Raw genomic sequence first — 19006 nt, forward strand, 5'->3', positions numbered from 1 at the left:
CCTTGGCCCATTAAGTTGTATTCGACAACAACACGATAATTCCTTCTTTAGATCTAGAAAGAGCCAGGGGACCTGTCCCCTTGGCTCTCCCCTACAATAAATTTACATTTTTTTCATATTTGGTTAACAATCGGTCTTTAGTATGAATATTGACAATATATTTATAAATAGGAGGAAAATGTATGAATGACCGGTTTAGTAAGATGTTTTCTCTGGGCATGTGTGCCTCTCTTGTGTTCGCTTACTTCACTCCAGTTGTTAAGGTAGAAGCTGCAGCCCCACAGCCAAATCTGCTTGTTACCGAGGTAGTCCCAGATATCCTCGGGCCAGAGGACTATGAATATTTCGAGGTCCATAACCCGACCAATGACTCTATTGATCTATCAACCTATCAATTCTCTTACATATATACGGATGGCTCTCATTCTGATATAGACCTCAACGTTCCGAGCTACAATCTTCGTGGAAACGAAACGGTGGCATTATGGTTCAATAAATCCGGTAAAACCAAGGATGACTTTCGTTCGCATTATTCTTCTACCATAGAGGATGACCATCTAATAGAGTTCTCCGGAGAGGGCTTTACAGGAATGGCTAACGGCGGGGAAAGAGGGATCCACATAACGAATTCCGATAAGGAACCACTATCCACCGCCAGCTACCTCGCAGAAGAAGTGTCCGAAGATCTCGGAAAAGAATTCAAGCATGATGCCAACTCACCTGCCATGGCGACATTCAGAACCAACTCCACACCGACTCCAGGCATCATCGACATAGAACAGATCACGACAGCTAAACCAGATCAACCGAATCAACCACCAGTCGTCACCCACCAACCAGTGACATCTGTTGATGACAATCAAAATCTATCCATCAACGTTCAAATTGAAGACGATCAGGACTTGCTGACAGCAACCGTGCATTATCAAACAAATGCAGCCCTTCCACCGAAGTCGATACAACTAACCAGTAATGATAACCAAACATACTCGGCAGAGATCCCGGCAGAAGATTATTTAGGTTCCAGGTTGACTTACTACATCGAAGTCAAGGCTGGAACAAACACCGTTACATATCCAACCGACACCCAAAGTCCATTTGAAGTAAGCATTAACCAAACGGAGGAGTTCGACGCCCAGGCAGCCCCGAAGCTACTGATCACCGAGCTAACGCCGAACTCGTCCAATGTGAACGCTAAAGACGGCTACGAATTCATCGAAATCTATAACAATACCAATCAAGAAATCAATATGAAAGATTACAAGCTCATCTACCATACTCCTTCATCGGGCACGAGCGAATACTGGGATCTGACGGAAGATAAAGTGGTTCAGGCTCAATCGTCATTCGTCGTCTGGATCAAGAATGGTGCAAATGCAGATTCCACATTAGAAAATTTCAACTCCAATTACGGGACAAGCTTATCAGAAACGGAAATCACGACCGTAGAAGATGACGGGATGTCCAATAGCGCGGAGAAGACGTTAAAGATTGCCGACGACCTCGGGACTGAATTCTCTGAAGCGACTTATGTAGCAACAGATATGAAAGAGGACAGCGGCGTTACCTATAAATATCCACTGACAGGAAATAAAATGGTGAAAGTCGGGTCCTCCATCAAGGCTAATCCTGGGGAGACATTAGAAGGTCAGGTCCCATCACAACCGGTAAAAGCAGGAGATGATGCCGAAGCACCGGTCATCACCCATACCCCACTGACTGAAATCACTGGTGGCCAGGATGTCACCGTCCAGACTGAGGTCACGGACAATCAAGAGGTTCAGGCCGTTTCCCTATCGTACCGTACAGATGCGGATGGCCCATGGACCTCATCGCCCATGACCTTGAAAAAGGGTTCAACCTACGAAGCGACGATTTCTAAAGAAGCCCTTCGTTCCGGGCAGCTTCAATATAAAATCGAGGCAACTGACGGGACCAATAAAGTGTCTACCGATACCTACACCGCCACCATCAAAAAAGCGGAGTATGACGCTCAAATGGTTCCCCCTCTTTTAGTAACAGAGGTGGTGCCAGATTCCGATAACGTCAACGGCCTCGACGGCTATGAATTTATCGAAATCTATAATAACTCCGACAAGGATATCAATTTTAAAGATTATAAAATCCGCTACCGCTATCCTATGGACGGTCCGGAAGCCGATCTGACCTGGCCGGGTGAGAAGGAAGATATCCTCATTCCTTCAGGGGACACCCTCGTTTTCTGGATCATTAATAAAGGAAACGGTGATAAGACCATGGCCGATTTCAACGAGAATTATCAATCTCAGCTCGTTGAAAATCAAAACATCGTCAAAGTCCACTCTGACGGGATGGCCAACGGAAGCAACCGTGGAGTCGTGATTGCGACGAATACCGGTAAGGAAATCGCCACTTCCTATTATAATGACATCCCGAATGTAGACGACACGGCAGCGAACAAAGGGATCTTGTACGCATTTCCTACTAATGGAAAGAACGAAATGGTGAAAGTCAGCTCCGGCACGGAGGCGGCGACACCCGGGACTGTAACTCCAACGCAGGTTCCACAGGAAAAAGTAAAGCTTCCGGACGATACTCAAGATCCTACGCTTGAAGACGTAACCAATATACAGGAAGTAGAAGAAAAAGGATCACTCCAACTTCTGTTCGATGCAAAAGACAATATCGGCGTCAAAACCGTAACACTCTTTTATAAAGACAATGAACAGTCCGACTATCGCTCTGTGAACCTTACGGAAAACTATGATGATTCACTTTATCACCATACCATTTACTTACCGGAACTGATGGGCAAGAAATCGCTTGAATACTATGTTCAAGTGTCAGACGGGACAAACACCATTGAAACCGACAAGAAAACGATCCCGATCTTGGGAGATGAAGAGGACGCAGGATTGCGCTTGAATCTGAATGAGGAAGCCATCGTCAGTAAAGAAACGATTGTGGCCGTCACCTCCTCCCCATCTTCATATGAAGATATTTCTTTGAAAATCGGGGATCAGGATGTGACGAACGACACGTACAAAGCACTTGAAAAGCCTGCATACTTCTCGTTTGAAGTGAAGAAGACCAACCTATTTTTCAAAAATGGTGTGACCATGGGGGATCAAGTATTATCCATCTTTGATGATACCATCAACTCCTATGTCACCATGAGTGTGCCGATTCAGCCGAACCAGATCAGCTCTGAAAGGGATACCGTCATCTCGATTCGTTCGGGTACAAAGGTCTCTCCTTTTGATACGACGTCAGAAGAGAACCGAGACGACTTTTATATTAAAAATGTCCGTCTCGTCTTAAGCGATGGAACGATCATTTACGACCCGAAATACAATGAGATCGAACAAGAATTGACCGTTGGGGACGGCGGATCGGCGACACCGACCTATGACTTCTCCTTCAAGATTCCAGACGAAAAGTTTATTGCAAAAGCATACAAATGGGACACATCCAAGGCACTAGAAGGAGAGAATACGATTACGGCAACCGAAGGAACGAATTCGACTTCTTCCAAAGTGGTCGTGGACAACTCCGCTCCGACCATTGAGCCGACCGTGACTGATGAAAAAGAATACAAGGGTCCATTCACGCTGAACGCAGCGGTTGAGGATGAATTCTCAGGTGTAACGGAGATGATCGCCACTCTCGATGGCAAGGAGATCACGCTTCCTTACGAGACTTCTTCTGCCAAGCTATCTGCCGGCATGCATACGTTTGAAGTAACAGCAAAGGATATCGTCGGAAATGAAGCCAAGAAAACGGTGACCTTTACCGTCGTTGATGAGCATCCGACCACGCCAAAAGCACTGAATCCCAAGTCGAACGCAACGGGAATCGCGAATAGCACGAAGCTTTCTGTCGAAGTGAAAGATCCTACAGACGACGAGCTGAAGGTCGATTTTTACGAAGGATTCCACTACAAACCATCCGATGCAGAAGTGAACGTTGTGTCCCATGCTGCAGACACGGAGCCTCCACTCACTCTTGAAATGGACGGAGAAACAGCAGCATCAGATGAAGAGATTCAGAAGATGGATAACCTGGATGGAGAGTTCATGACCACCACGTCCACCACCAAGTTTCCTTATCAACGCTTTGAAGTCCGTGTGGATCCGGATGTATCGGATAAGGACATCGTAGAACTAAAATGGGACGGAAAATCCATGGCCGGCCGGAAAGTATCCATGTACGTATGGAACTTTACCAAATCCAAATGGGACATGCAGCAATGGAAGGTCGCCGGGGAAGAGAACTTCTCATTGGAAGCAGAGATACAAGGATCAGAATACATGAAGGATCATAAGATACAAGTCCTCATCCAGGACGAAGTGGCGCCGGAAGCTTCCTCTGACTATACGATGGTCTGGATGTCGGACACCCAATATTATTCTGAAAGCTACCCGCATATTTACAAAAAGATGGTGGACTGGGTAGCTGCAAACAAAGAAACGTTGAATATCCCTTACGTCTTCCACACAGGAGATCTCGTGGATGAAGCAGATGATCCACAGCAGTGGGCTTATGCAGATGAGTATATGAACGTACTGGAAGACGCACGCATACCGTATGGTGTACTTGCAGGAAATCACGACGTAGATCACAAAACCAATGACTACACCCAGTTTTCGAAATACTTCGGGGAGAACCGCTTCAACAAACAGCCTTATTACGGCGAGTCATACAAAGACAACCGCGGTCACTATGATCTCATCAGCGCGAACGGAAATGATTTCATCATGATGTATATGGGCTGGGGCATTGGGCAGGAAGAAATCGACTGGATGAACAAGGTGTTACAGGAACACCCTGACCGAATGGCGATCCTTAGCTTCCATGAGTACCTATTGGTATCCGGAAACCGCAGTCCCCTTGGGAATGAAATTTTTGAAAAAGTCGTGAAGACGAATAAAAATGTCATCGCAGCCTTCAGCGGCCATTACCATGACAGTGAAACATTAGTGGATGAAATCGACGATGACGGCGACGGCCAACCGGATCGGAAAGTCTATCAGATGTTAGCCGATTATCAAGGAGGTCCGGAAGGCGGACAAGGGTATCTCAGACTCCTTCATGTGAATCAGGCCGACAATAAGATCTATGTGAAGACCTACTCACCGTACCTGGACGATTATAATTACTACAACACAGATCAATACCCAGGCAAAGATGAATTTGTCATCGACCTCCCGCTTCAACCGCAAAGCAAAGAGGTTTCGACGGATCAATTTGAAGTGAATGTGTTTACACAGGATCAAATCGGGAAGACCGTCACTGCCGTGGACCAAAAGGCAGAGATGGAGTGGAATGGTTTAAACGGGAATCAGAAATATGGCTGGTATGTGAAAGCATCGGATGAATTTGGCGGAGACGTCAGATCGGATGTATGGACGTTCACGACCGGTGATCATGGCGGGCAACCACCTGTGGAAAATCCCGGTCCGGTGACACCAGAACCACCGACAACAGGTGAAGACGACGAAATCACCGTCACAAAAGATCAACTGGTTGAAAGAGATTCGACCTTTGAACTGAACGTACCGAAAGACTCAGCAGGCGCAACGTTTATCCTTTCACCTGATATGCAGACCTATTTGAAAAACAGTAAAAAAGACGTAACGTTACGTGTGGACGGAGCTGCCATCACGATTCCTAAGGAAACATTTGCGGCAGCGAAAGGATCTTCTGACTTGGGTATCTCCGTTACTTTTGAGAAATCAGAAGACGGGGACAAATTCCTAACGAAAATATTGACTGTCGAATTCAGTGATCCAGCATTAAATACCATAATGAAGAAACCATTTACCGTTTCACTCCCTCTTCCAACTACCGTTGCGACTGCAAGTGAAAAAGCCATCTTTGGAGCCAGCCTGAATAAGAAGTCCGGGCAATGGCAATTTGCAGGCGGCGAGAAAAAGGATGGGTACTGGGTCATGGAAGTGAAGCAGCTTTCTTCCTTTGTGGTAATGCAATACAGCAAGACCTTCAAAGACATTCAAAACCACTGGGCCAAAGACCAAATCGAACAGCTGGCATCCAGATATATCATCAAAGGGAAAACAGATAGTGAATTCTCACCGAACGAATCCGTCACCCGGTCTCAGTTCGCTGTCTTATTAGCGCGTATGCTAAACATCCAAACAGATGAGTTAAACGGGACGTTCAAAGATGTGACAGCACGAGAAGACTGGTCTGCCGCCTACATCGAAGCTTCTTACAGGATGGGGATCATAAAAGGATATCCAGATGGAACCTTCAGACCAGACCAGAACGTCTCCCGTCAAGAAATGGTCACGATGATTGTCCGGGCCATGAAGAAAGAAAAACCAGAAGCATTGGATCAATTAGTCGAAATTGAAAAATTCAAAGACGACAGCCAATTCAACCCAATCTTCTCAAAAGACATTTACGAAGCATCGCAGGCAGGCCTCATCCTTGGAAGAAACAACGGCACATTTGACCCACTAGCACCTTCAACAAGAGCCGAAACCAGCGTGATCTTGTATCGGGTTTTGAATAAGTAGAGCCAGGGGGACAGGTCCCTTGGCCCAAAAATTACTTTTAAAACTATCTATGGTATGAAAAGCATGCAGGTTTAAATTAAATTGAAGTAAGTAGAAGAGGCCGTTGATGTCGGCCTCTTCTTATTTGGGTGAGTTAATGCCCAAATATAAGAGCCAAGGGACCTGTCCCCTTGGCTCTTTCTTTATTACCCATAATAGGGTATGACATCTACTTTTACACCCTTAACCACATATTGATTATTTTCAACAGTTAGATAGATTTCCCGGTCGACGATATAATCCACTAGGGGGGCATACATAAACTCCGATTGACTGATTATCAAACCATAATGTATAGCAGCATCCTCAAAATCCTCCACCATCACCCGATTATCCTTCACACCATCCAAATTAACGATACGGTTAATAAAGTGATCTGTGAAATAAGGACGGAAATGGGTCCTTATTTGTGGATAGTTTGATAGATTTGTCGTTTTATTGACCTGATCGATGAGTTCCATTACCCTTTCCCGGCTCATGCCTGGATTAGAGTTTACCCGAACGAGGGTATCTCCCAATTCAACGGTGGCCTCATAAAGGGATGGTATCCATCCTATCTTGCCATTAAAAGCCTGGCTGACAAACCTTACAGGCACATAGGTTGTCCCACTGTATACTCTTGCTGGTACATCAATGGTAATAGCCTCTCCATTAACCTTTACTTGTTTAGAATTGATTTTTAAAAATATGGTGGTATTCTCTCTGGTTATGTTGATTGATTTCGTTGATTGATTCCATGTCACCTTTGAATCCAAAGCCTCGGACACAGAACGTAATGGGATGAGCATTCGGCCGTTTTCTAATTTTCCGCTATCGAAATAGTAGCTGGCATTAGCGTCACTAGATTGAGCATCAGCCGACTGAGAAAAGCTAAAAAACAACGGCAACGCTAAGGTAAAAAGGATACATTTTAAAACTCTAGATTTCATTTTTTCCTCCTGTTATGTTTTAGTTTCATTACACAGTTTACCTATTGTTTTCCTTAATTTCCATAGTTTAATTTGAATTGATCTATTAATGGGGAAAGCCGGACGATCAGGTACCTTAGCCCAATTAAATGTAAAAGAGCCAAGGGACCTGTCCCCCTGGCTCATTCTCTAAAACTTTCTCAATTCAAAAATAGTCGCCCCCATATCTATTGTTCCATCCGGATTGGTTTGAATATAATGTTTTCGCTCAGCAATGGTCATGGTTTTACCTTTGCGCAACCTTGCGGGTTTTTTTAAAAGGAGATTCTTTCTTTCAGATTCCGATAAAACGTCTTTTAATCTGTTAAGAACGAATTCTTCTCCATACTCACCATCTGCTGATATTTTCACACAAAGCCGATCTTCTTCCAGCTGGATGTATTGATTATGATTGCCTGATGATTCCCACCAAAACCCCCAGAATCCTCCTCTTGGGTTTGATACGTAACCCCAGTCTCCCTTCAACCCTTTTTGAAGCTCTTGGTAAAACCCTTGCCAGGCGAAAGCATTCCAATCATTAACCGGGACGGTCCAAAAAGCTTCAATTCGGTCTTGGATTTTTTGCAAATGGTGATAGTAATCAAGGAAAATAGCGTTTTTAACCCCATTATCTTTTCCATTCTTCAGGACCTCAAGCATCATTCTTCGCTTGAAGGGTTTATAACCTGCTTTCTCAATGGAGCGGTAATGACTTTGATCGGCAATCTTAAAATATATCGGTAGTTGGACATATTTTGGATACTCTATTCCCACCACTTCACGATAACGCGTCAATTGATTAGAATGATTTTTTGTATATGTTTTATCTTCAATTAATATGGCATATGTATCATTGATGATTGCTAATATGTCCAATGATTTAAACTGTCGTGTAATTTCTATAGATTTGATCTCAGGTAGTGATTGGTGATGTACTTTAAAAATCTCAGCTACGAAATGGAGCGCAGCCTCGTGAAGAGGTTCATCTACTAATCGGTAATCGTGTTTACTCCAGGTCATCAGCCAACATAAAAATGCATCCTGGGACAATTCACTTGTGGCGAACTGAAATAAATTAGGCAACTCGATTGAATAGGCTTCACTGACACGAGCATCCTGAAGTAACATCTCGATATCTTGATTGCCCGTATAATCCTCCCAATATCCCCGTCCAAGTATTGCTTCGACATGCATTTGCGGCCAAAGGATTGCATCGCGAACATCAAAGATACGGGCTTGATCATTTGGATACAATAAAAGGAGCCTGTCATCGCCTTGCTGAGCAATCACCCTTGGGAAATCATCCACCCTCTTCACATAGCCACATTTATCTCGACAAACATAGGCTGAATATCCCTCCACGATTACCCCACTACCTTCAGTTTCATGAAACTCCTCCCACGCATCCTCTACCAATTCCCCCCCACATCTTGGACAATCCATACCTATATTCATTAAAACATCTCCTCCTTTTCATTATAAACGTTTAACATATCAAAAATGAGCCAGAGGGACAGGTACCCTGGCTTAGAGTTTACAAAAAAAGCCAAGGGACCTGTCCCCTTGGCTCCCTTGGCTCTTCCCCCTTATTTCTCCCACCAAGATAACCACCATTCGCCTACAGGTAAGGGGATGTGAGACTTGTAATAGTATTTACTAGTTTCATAAACTTCCGGTGCAGTTTCAGTAGATAGTACCGGCCGCGGTAACGCCAGAATCTCTTCTTCTGACAAAGGCATACCCTTACTTACAGCAAGCTCTGCACCGATTTCAATATGGAGCAGGTTTCTCGGATTATAGACAGTTACTTCCTCTCCCGTTCTTAAAGGAGTATATTTAGCCACAGGAAGCTCCTTTCCTTTTTCAAACACTTTAACGCTACCATCGTCATAGGTTTCTTGATAAAATAATCCACTCTCACTCGGTTCGTCAATAGGATGATAACGAACAGTCGCCGTTTTCGTCTGATTATCCCATGCGACACTTGCTCCCAAGGATTCGGAAAGGAATCGAAGGGGTACATACGTAACCCCCTGCTTGATAAAAATCGGATAATCAAATTGCACTTGCTTGTTATTAATCAAAGCGATAGAGGAATCCGATTGCTCAGGATACAGAGTAATCGTCGTGTCCCCTTCAGAAATCCTTACAATTGAAGTCCCATCTTCAGCACGTTCCCAATGAATTTTCCCGCCCAACTTTTCCACCACAAGTCTGATTCCCAGCATGACTCTTCCATCCTCAATAAATGGCGAACCCAAACCGTAGGATAAATATTCTCGATCGACAATAACATGAGCAATCGTCGGATCTGAATTTGATTTAGCACTGGCTTTTCCAAAAAATCCAATTGGCATAAACAAACAAATTATAATGGTCAAAATGAAACTTTTTTTCATATAGATTCTCCCCTCTAATTCTATTCTTTTACAATCGTAACATGTTTTTCTATTATTTGGAATTTAGTGTTCAGAGCCGAGGGGACAGGTACCCCGGCTCCTCTTTTCAATGATGCCAAGGTACCTGTCCCCCTGGCTTCCTGTCCATGCTAAAATAAATAGAAAAGTTTGCTTCAATAGAGGTGATGAAATGGACTACTCCGTCATTGGAAAAAAGATCAGGGAGTTGCGAAAAGTGGTGGGCTTAACTCAAGGAGATCTAGCTGAAGGTGTATGTACACAGGCTTTAGTCAGCCGGATTGAAAAAGGAGATATTTATCCAAGTGCAACGGCATTGTACCAGATCTCTTTGAAACTTGGAGTCGATGTGAACTATTTCTTTGAAATTGGAACTACGCCTCGCCTGGATTATATCCGTGAAGTAGAAAAACAGTTGAGGTTTTTTAGACTGAATGGCAAATATGATGAGATGATGGAAATGGTTAAAACGGAAGAAAAAAATCCACTCTTCTATAAAGATAATGAGAAGCTCCAGTTGTTACTCTGGCATAAGGCAATCTATCTATTTGAAATTGAAAAAGACCCGGACAGAGCTTTTAGCTTATTGCAAGAAGCCTACGAACTGACAGCCAACCAGAAAAAGGCCGCTTCTGAAAGAGAAATGGAGATCCTCACGACCTTTGGGACCTGGGAATCAATCTTGGATAACCACGAAAAAGCACTTCTCCATTACTATAAAGTCGAAGACATGATGAATCAAACCGAGCAACTATTCGATAAATCCATAAAGACGAGGTTATTCTTCAATACCGCCAGGGTCCTGACCCGCCTCAATCGTTATGAAGAATCAATAGACTATTGTCGAAGGGCCATTAAATGGTGTCTCGAAGAAGAACATCTATGGGGCCTTGGAGAACTGCACTATCAAATCGGCTACAACTTCGAACTATTGGGAGACTATGAAAAAGCACTACCATATATAGAAAAATCCATCCACATGTTCGAACTGCGAAAAAGTGAACGCTTTACCTCTTTCCTGGAAAACAAAAGAAAAGAAATCTCGATGAAGGCCACGCAGGCCAGGGGGACAGGTACCCCGGCTCACAATAAGTAACTCAATTGAGCCAAGGTACCTGTTCCCCTGGCTCAACCTCAGCTCACTTAGACCCTGCTCAATACAAGATACTATCCACATCAACCTTCACACTCTCAACAGCTGTAAGGTTATCCTGGGAAATCGCTTCGAACGTCTTCGTCTGACCAGGCCCAATATTGTCAACAATCCCAAGTCCTGTACCTACGATTTTTTTATCCCTATCATAAAAGGTAACAGTAAGGGAATAAGAATGGTCCTCATTGTCCATGTTGGTGGTTTCACCAGAAATGGTCGTGATCCCCATTTGTGTTCGATGGACAATATTACGAAACTCAATCTTCGACTCTACCGCACTTGTCCCGGAAGGCAGTAAAGGATTGATTCCCCCACTTACCAATGCTTGATCGTCAAATAATGACAAGCGCCCGCCTGTCCCGATCAAGATCGCAATCAGTATACCGAATAGAATAAGATTCAGCTTAATGACGGCCCGAGAGAAATTCTTAATAGATGGATGTTCTTCTTTGCTAAAAGCCCAAACCAACAAAAATACAAGATTCACTACAGGGATGAAAAGTAAGATAATAACGAGAATCCACTGGTTAACGGTCAAATTCCGATTGCTGTTAAACAACATCCACACTCCTTTTGTAAAAACAACTAGTCTGATAGACTTTATTTATATGTTATAATAAACAGGAAATTTTTACTATATAAAGGAGGTTATTCCAATATCAACTTCAAGAATATTAAAATGGACAACAGGTGCTTTTGAAGCCGTTTTAGGTGTTCCCATTCTGGGGGCTGCAATCATAATCGGTTTTTTATGGTTCCCATTAGTCATCATGCTTGTTTTACATATTACGACTCTCATCCTTACAATCAAAGATAAGGGCGCAACAACTGGGAGTATACTCGGAATCGTCACATCCTGCATAGGATGGATTCCGTTTGTCGGAATGGTCATGCATATCGTTTCAGCCATCTTCCTCATGATAGATGCTGCAAAAACAGATCAAACTTCTAAAGAATATATATAAGGCCAAGGGGACAGGTACCCCGGCTCCAAAAACAGAGCCAAGGTACCTGTCCCCTTGGCTCCCCTCGCCTCACCCTATCTAAACGGCAAACAAAATACATACCCAACATAAAAAAACAACTCTCGCAAAAAGAACGGAACTTTAGTACCCCACGTCTTATACACTGAACTTGGCGTAGGTGACGAATAAGCATCCATTCCAGTGTGTTCAGCCATTAACATGGCTCTTTTCATATGCAAAGGATCACTTACAATGGAAAAGGTATTAAGGTTATTTTCAACCGCTATTTCATAAGCATACTTCAGGTTCTCTTCAGTGATTTTAGATTTTTTCTCAATCAAAATATCATCAGGATCAACATTATTTTCAATAGCATAATCCCGTGCCACTTCAGATTCTGCATACTTATTCCCCTCCCCCTTGCCTCCGGTAAAAATAATCTTATCAACATAATGATTCTCATTTAGCCAAATAGCATGATTGACTCTCTCCCGTAAAACAGGTGATGGCTCACCATCCCAAACGGCAGCACCAAGGACCACACCCGCATCCGACTTAACTAATTGAACTTTGTCTCCATAAGTCCAAATGCTAAAAGCTGAATAGCTAACGAAAACAAAGAAAATGAACACTGCCCCAAAAATTACTCTTATCCGGTATTCTCTACTCAATAGATCAATCCTTTCAAAAAAAGCCAAGGGACCTGTCCCCATGGCTCACGCTCCACTAAATCCCCTGTATCGTAACGACAAGTCCGTGACCTAATCCTAATACATTTCCATACATAAAAATAGTAAAAATTAACCATTTATTCTCACTATATCTCTAAGCAAGAATTAAGAACCGAAGGGTCAGACACCCCGGCTCAACTCTTCCAAAACGAGCCAAGGGACCTGTCCCCCCGGCACTCCGTCCCTATCTTTGGAACTATTTTCTACAAAATGTAGAAAATCACAGGTTGTTGTAATATACTGTAAGAAAATGTTCAATTACTAGTCTAATAGCTATCCTATTCTTTCAAAGGAGTACTAATTTAATATGATCACATTATCTCTGATAATCGTTCTCTTAACTGCAATCACCACGTATGTAGGAGTTAAGTTCATTATCCCTTTCGCCATTAAAATCAATTTCGTTGATAATCCCAACAATAGAAAAGTACATAAAAAACCCCTGCCTATGTTGGCAGGAGCAGTGTTCACGGTCATCACTCTGATTGGCATACTATTATTAAGTTGGTTTGACTATTTAACTACGAGTTTGACCATCGCCTTATTAATAGCGGTTGTTATGCTAAGTACAATCGGGTTCATAGACGACTACTATAAAACAAGGTCAAAAGAATTTTCTCCATTTCCAAGGCTGTTGGTTCAGTTCGTCGCGGCTTTTCTGATCGTTCAATTCGGGGATTACGTATCTCAAATCGATATCCCCGTCTTAGGGTATATGGAGCTTTCACCTATCCTTGGTAAGCTGTTTACCATGGTGTGGATCATTTTCATCATAAATGTCATCAACTTTATGGATGGCCTGGACGGATTAGCTGGTGGAATGGCGGGTATTTTCTCCTTCACCTTCCTAATCACGTCCATAATGATGAATCAACCTGTCTCTGCCCTTCTCTCTGCACTTATGTTAGGGGTAGCAATCGGATACTTACCTCATAACTTTTTCCCGGCGAAAATTATTATGGGCGATACGGGGTCTACCCTATTTGGATTCATGATAGGAGCTATTTCTATAATCGGGGCCATGAAGACCATCACGGTCATCACCATCAACATCCCTTTATTGATACTGGCGATCCCGATCTTTGATACTCTATTTGTCTTCTTAAAAAGAATCCAACAAGGCCGATCCATCTTTCATGCGGATAAACTGCACTTACACCACCGCCTGCTCGGCTACGGGCTGTCACAAGTCCAAGCCGTAATGATTATCTATCTACTATGTATCACAACCAGTGCTTCCGCTATCTTCATATTGATGTCAATCCATTTTTAAGAGCCAGAGGGACAGGTCCCTTGGCTCACCTTGGCTCATGGTAAACTATTAATTAAAGAGCATTCTAAGGAGGCGCAACCATGGACTACTCCGTAATCGGAACCAAAATAAAGGAAATGAGAAAAGTAGTGGGGATCACACAGGGAGACCTGGCAGAGGGAATCTGTACACAGGCACTCATCAGCCGGATTGAAAAGGGGGACATTTATCCAAGTGCCACCGCTCTTTATCAAATTGCCGTTAAGCTTGGGGTCGACATCAATTATTTCTTTGAAATCGGGACCACGCCCAGGCTGGATTATATTCGGGAAGTCGAGAGGCAATTGAAATACTTCAGAAACACATGGGAGTATAAAGGAATGATTGAAGTAGTGAAAATGGAGGAAAAAAACCCTCTTTTTTATAAAGATAATGAGAAGCTTCAGTTACTCTACTGGCATAAAGCGATCTACCTGCATGAAGAGAAAAAGGAAACCGAATCGGCCATTACCCTTTTACATAAAGCGTATCATCTGACCGCACACTCTAAGAAGGCTATGTCCGAAAGAGAAATGCAAATCCTTTCAAGTATCGCGACAATTCATGCTGCTCACGAGCAATATGACGAAGCACTCGATTATTATCACCAAGTAGAGAACGCCATGAAAACAACGGAACAACTACAAGAAAAAGTAATCAAAACGAAATTGTTTTATATGATAGCCAGGGTCTTGACTCGCTGTGGAAGGTTGGAAGAATCTACTGATTATTGCCTGAAAGCGATCAAATGGTGTTTTGCAGAAGAGCTTCTATGGGGAATCGGTGAGCTTCATTATCAAATTGGCTATAACTATGAACTGATGAATGACGTTGAAAATGCCCTTTTCTATATGGAGCGGGCCTTTCATATGTTTGAACTTCGGGATCATAAAGTGCATATAGACTTTGTTGGAAAGAAGTTGGAGGAGATGAGACGTCAGAAAGCATAGTTCGTTTTTTTCCATAAAAAAAACTGTTTCTAAAGGATGACTATTTTGAACTAGTAGAACGATTCGAAAGCGAGCAAACACTATTCTTCGATGATAAAGAAATTCAGTTAGTTTCACGTTGTTTGTTTACGATGTCGGTTGTAAAGCTAAAGTATCGCTCCATCATCAATCACCATTCGCGAAGGTTATGTTTTGAAGGAGAGTTTGAGAAGCTAATAGATTATATTGACACAAAAATAGAATATATCACAGGATCAATTCTATAAAGTAATCTTTCCTATACTGTATGTAAAAAAAGAGCCAGGGGACCTGTCCCTCTGGTTCCTTTATTCAATCACCCTAATATCCTCCGCACCCATTATAGGAGGATCAGAATCTGCAGTATCACCATTTTTCGAATATTCCACTTTAACTTTTTCGCCTATATTCAGGTTTTCGTATGTTTCCTTCTGAACACCAAACCATATACCATCATTTTCTTGAGCGATTTTTATGATTTCACCGATTTCTTTCTCTTTTATTATATCCTTAGAGACATTTTGAATGACTAATACTCTATTGAATTCATCGTTCTTTGCACTGATAATGCCATCATAGTGTGAATTGAAGCAGCCTGACAATAAGATTGTAACCATAGATAGCAGCAATATGATTACTGATTTTGATTTGTAGCTCATTGAATTCCTCCTCTTCCCCTATTTGATAACATTTTCAAAAAGACATTCTACAGTTTAAAGTTAAGCCTGAACCCTCCCCATGGATCCCATTAATTAGAGTTCCTCAATTTCAATATCGAGCCTGCAACGAATTTGAATATTCTAAGTTCTTTTGCTTTATCACTACTATTGTTAGATAAACTGCATTTGGAAATATAATCAGCCCAAATACTTGCATCGGAACGTGATTAATTAATGTGTACACACAATCCCTCTAATCTATTCTAAGATATGATATCTTCCTATTGTTTACAATATTCATTCTATCAGTAACAGCTACTTCAGCTACACTATGCACCAAAAGAACCAAGGGACCTGTCCCCCCGGCTCACCCTCAATGTTATAATAGTCAAGAAAGTTTATTCCATAATGACAGATAGGTTGATAGATATGTATCATTTCGTCACATTCGTTAGCTCATATACATTTGAATTGGTCCCGGTGGTTCTTGCTGCCATGTTATCGGTCTTTATTTTAAAATCGCGAAAACCGATATCGCTCATTACACGATTAGCGAATGTCCTCTTTATTCTTACTTTTTCATTTATCTTTTTAATGAGTGAAATAGATGTAAATATGAAAATTTATTGGATGATTTTAGCGGCAACAGGAGGATTTATGCTCTGTTGTCAAATCTATTCAGGCGTTAAGGGGGAATTTAAAGAACCGGTTCCTGCTGGATATATCATGTTAGATGAAGAATATTCCAGCCCCTTCCCATTGGGGATTAGGCTTCTTTTTGGAGTTGTAGTCGTTCTGGCCATCCTTAATTTCAATTACCTTTCAATGGTGATTGGTACGGTTTTATTATGGTTATTCACGATTATTTCCTTTTTTTTCGTAACGAAAAAAGACACTTTTTATATCAACGTCATTTTTTCCGTGTTATGTGCTTTTTCCAACGGAAGTTTTATTCTTGAATTTGATCATTATTTACATAACAATGTAGAAACGGCAGGTGGCATACCACGTAATGTCTATCATGCTTCAAAGTCTCCAACAGTTGAAGCAAGTGTTGCCGGCGCCAGGACTAGATTAACCTTTCCCCTGGGATCCCTAAGAGTTCAGGATAAACATGTCGTCGTAACCTATTTACATGACACAGGGTATGTATTGAAGGTTGATTACAATAAAAAGCATTATTAATGGGACAGAGGGACAGTGGACCTGTCCCCCCTGTCCCCTTCCCCAGTCTCATTTATAGAGAAAACACCTTTTACTCATCCAAGATATCTGTTTAAATAAATAATAGGCATATCGTAATGTGCTATTTTTGGTAGAAGAGGTGGTTTTTTGTATTGTGATAAGTGTGGGAGTCAATTAGAAGAAGAGGCTTCCTTTTGTTCGAAATGTGGAAAAGAATCAAACGGAAATCATTCAGCAGATAAGGAAATGGATGATACACCTATCGATCTTGACGAAGAATTAAGAACATCATTTGTACATAAGAATGTAGATTACTATCAAAAAAAATGGGGAAAAATGAAGCAGCATAATAAAACAATCAGTTGGAACTGGGTGACCTTTTTCTTTGCACCTTTTTGGTTTGGCTATAGGAAAATGTACGTTCATGTTGTAGGAATTGCTCTTATCTATTTCCTGATGGATTTCCTTTTATTTTTTATGAATGATATGACCCCCCTTGATCCCGGGGTGAATTTCTACACAGTGCCTTTTGCAACTGTTTTAGGTTTATTTGGGAATGACCTTTATTTAAAACATACAAATAGATTTATCGATAAAGCTAATCGTCAACCGATGAATCATGAACAAAAGATGACCTGGTTGAAAAAGAAAGGTGGCACTAGCTGGTTAGGCGTTTTTATCGCTGCAGCCATTTTAATCATCTATACCATCATCTCAATGATTATTTTCCCAACGAACGCTGATCAAATTTCGTATGTGAAGGATGGAGCATTTTATGACTATCCATCACAAACCATTGGGGAAGGTTTTGAACATTACTTTGATGAACCGGAGTGGGAATATATATCTAATGATAGCCCGAATGATGTTGTTCGTTTTTCAGGGTTAGTGAACCAAGACTCAGAAGACATTCCTGTAACGGTGGATTTCATGTTAACGGAGGACTCATTTGAGATTGACACGGTAACGATTAATGAAGAAATGATGTCAGATGAAGAGATTAATAGGTTCATTGATACCATTTTTACTGAAGAGTAATTTCGTTAGAAACATCCATCTTAGATGGGTGTTTTTTTAATGGAGTGAGAGGCCTGCCTCATTCTCAGTCTCTTTTTTGTTAAACTAATTAAAATGACCCTTTCAGGAGGTGGAAAAATGGATTACTCAGTCATAGGGACAAAGATCAAAGAATTGAGAAAGGTCGTCGGGATTACTCAAGGGGATCTCGCAGAAGGCATCTGTACTCAGGCGCTGATCAGCCGTATTGAAAAAGGGGATATTTATCCCAGCGCTACGGCTTTATACCAAATTTCGGTTAAGCTCGGCGTCGACGTAAACTATTTCTTTGAAATCGGGACCACTCCACGTCTTGATTACATCATAGAAGTGGAAAAACAATTGAGATACTTAAGGGTTTATCGGAAATACGAGGAAATGATGGAACTGGTCAAGAGCGAGGAAAAGAACCCACTATTCTATAAGGACAATGAACTCCTTCAACTTCTTTGCTGGCATAAAGGGATTTATCAATTCGAAGTGAAACGGGATGCTGAAACGGCCTCTTCTCTCTTACATAAAGCATTTCACCTCACCGCTCATCAGAAAAAGGCGATGTCTGAGAGGGAAATGGAGATCCTGGCGAGCAACGGTGCCATTCATTACACTAAACATCAATATGAAGAATCTCTGCATTATTTTAGAGAAGTCGAAACGGCCATGAATACGACCGGACAATTACAGGATAAAAGTATTAAAACCAAATTATTTTATAATATATCAAGAGCGCTTACACGTTTAGGAGAGCTGGAAGAATCGTCGGATTACTGTCATAAAGCCATAAGCTGGTGTTTTGATGAGGAGTTGCTTTGGGGACTGGGTGAGCTTCATTATCAAATTGGCTACAATTATGAGTTGAAGAATGAATACGATAAAGCTCTTCCTTACTTCCAGCATGCATTGCATATGTTTGAGCTGCGGAATGATGAGCCTTATGTGGCGTTTCTTGTGCCAAAGATTGAGGAAATTACGCAACGATTGTCGGGAGATAGGGACAGGTCCCTTGTCCCGGACAAACAAGAAAAGACGGTGGATTGTTAATACCACCGCCTTTTTTTATTTAGGACATGCACA

The 19006-nt window shown here is 42.0% G+C and carries 14 protein-coding genes; 7 read left to right on the forward strand and 7 right to left on the reverse strand.

Translation table 11 applies throughout. The features are described from left to right. The first annotated feature begins 182 nt into the window (after window positions 1-182). The gene (locus ACIGG7_RS17565) at window positions 183-6521 is read left to right on the forward strand and encodes an S-layer homology domain-containing protein (protein WP_397550465.1); all 6339 of its coding nucleotides are present in this window, start codon (window positions 183-185) and stop codon (window positions 6519-6521) included. A 185-nt stretch (window positions 6522-6706) separates the two neighbouring features. Here ACIGG7_RS17565 and ACIGG7_RS17570 read toward each other — a convergent pair whose 3' ends face one another. From ACIGG7_RS17570 to ACIGG7_RS17580, 3 genes are all read right to left on the reverse strand, one after another. Then, window positions 6707-7489, reverse strand: a complete 783-nt coding sequence (locus tag ACIGG7_RS17570; RefSeq protein WP_397550466.1) for a copper amine oxidase N-terminal domain-containing protein — start codon at window positions 7487-7489, stop codon at window positions 6707-6709. A gap of 168 nt (window positions 7490-7657) precedes the next feature. Next, the gene (locus ACIGG7_RS17575; RefSeq protein ID WP_397550467.1) at window positions 7658-8869 is read right to left on the reverse strand and encodes a PD-(D/E)XK nuclease family protein; all 1212 of its coding nucleotides are present in this window, start codon (window positions 8867-8869) and stop codon (window positions 7658-7660) included. A 224-nt stretch (window positions 8870-9093) separates the two neighbouring features. After that, the gene (locus tag ACIGG7_RS17580; RefSeq protein ID WP_397550468.1) at window positions 9094-9906 is read right to left on the reverse strand and encodes a copper amine oxidase N-terminal domain-containing protein; all 813 of its coding nucleotides are present in this window, start codon (window positions 9904-9906) and stop codon (window positions 9094-9096) included. A 190-nt stretch (window positions 9907-10096) separates the two neighbouring features. On the opposite strand from ACIGG7_RS17580, the gene ACIGG7_RS17585 reads away from it, so the two are divergent. After that, the gene (locus tag ACIGG7_RS17585) at window positions 10097-11020 is read left to right on the forward strand and encodes a helix-turn-helix domain-containing protein (RefSeq protein WP_397550469.1); all 924 of its coding nucleotides are present in this window, start codon (window positions 10097-10099) and stop codon (window positions 11018-11020) included. A 58-nt stretch (window positions 11021-11078) separates the two neighbouring features. Here ACIGG7_RS17585 and ACIGG7_RS17590 read toward each other — a convergent pair whose 3' ends face one another. From ACIGG7_RS17590 to ACIGG7_RS17600, 3 genes are all read right to left on the reverse strand, one after another. Beyond that, on the reverse strand, window positions 11079-11639 hold the full coding sequence (locus tag ACIGG7_RS17590) for an FxLYD domain-containing protein (protein WP_397550470.1): 561 nt from the start codon (window positions 11637-11639) through the stop codon (window positions 11079-11081). 72 nt (window positions 11640-11711) lie between these two features. Then, complete coding sequence (locus tag ACIGG7_RS17595; RefSeq protein ID WP_397550471.1) at window positions 11712-11987, reverse strand: hypothetical protein; 276 nt, start codon at window positions 11985-11987, stop codon at window positions 11712-11714. 129 nt (window positions 11988-12116) lie between these two features. Next, a complete protein-coding gene (locus tag ACIGG7_RS17600; RefSeq protein WP_397550472.1) occupies window positions 12117-12755 on the reverse strand; it encodes a YdcF family protein in 639 nt (212 codons plus the stop codon). A 325-nt stretch (window positions 12756-13080) separates the two neighbouring features. On the opposite strand from ACIGG7_RS17600, the gene ACIGG7_RS17605 reads away from it, so the two are divergent. Continuing rightward, a complete protein-coding gene (locus ACIGG7_RS17605; protein WP_397550473.1) occupies window positions 13081-14046 on the forward strand; it encodes a glycosyltransferase family 4 protein in 966 nt (321 codons plus the stop codon). 80 nt (window positions 14047-14126) lie between these two features. Next, window positions 14127-15014: a helix-turn-helix domain-containing protein gene (locus ACIGG7_RS17610; RefSeq protein WP_397550474.1), complete on the forward strand. Its 888-nt coding sequence runs from the start codon at window positions 14127-14129 to the stop codon at window positions 15012-15014. 326 nt (window positions 15015-15340) lie between these two features. On the opposite strand, the gene ACIGG7_RS17615 is transcribed toward ACIGG7_RS17610, so the two are convergent. Continuing rightward, entirely contained in the window at window positions 15341-15691 is a 351-nt protein-coding gene (locus ACIGG7_RS17615) for a DUF3221 domain-containing protein (protein WP_397550475.1), read from the reverse strand. A gap of 429 nt (window positions 15692-16120) precedes the next feature. Between ACIGG7_RS17615 and ACIGG7_RS17620 the strand changes: the two genes are divergently transcribed. The 3 genes from ACIGG7_RS17620 to ACIGG7_RS17630 all read left to right on the forward strand — a co-directional run bounded on the left by ACIGG7_RS17620 (window position 16121) and on the right by ACIGG7_RS17630 (window position 18973). Then, window positions 16121-16876, forward strand: a complete 756-nt coding sequence (locus tag ACIGG7_RS17620; RefSeq protein ID WP_397550476.1) for a hypothetical protein — start codon at window positions 16121-16123, stop codon at window positions 16874-16876. A 147-nt stretch (window positions 16877-17023) separates the two neighbouring features. Next, window positions 17024-17914 carry a DUF2628 domain-containing protein gene (locus ACIGG7_RS17625; RefSeq protein ID WP_397550477.1) on the forward strand — a complete coding sequence of 297 codons (891 nt, stop codon included), beginning with the start codon at window positions 17024-17026 and terminating at the stop codon, window positions 17912-17914. Window positions 17915-18031: 117 nt separating this feature from the next. Then, a complete protein-coding gene (locus ACIGG7_RS17630; RefSeq protein ID WP_397550478.1) occupies window positions 18032-18973 on the forward strand; it encodes a helix-turn-helix domain-containing protein in 942 nt (313 codons plus the stop codon). The last annotated feature ends 33 nt before the right edge of the window (window positions 18974-19006 follow it).

The organism is Rossellomorea sp. NPDC077527 (assembly GCF_044542955.1).
Classification (GTDB): domain Bacteria; phylum Bacillota; class Bacilli; order Bacillales; family Bacillaceae_B; genus Rossellomorea; species Rossellomorea aquimaris_E.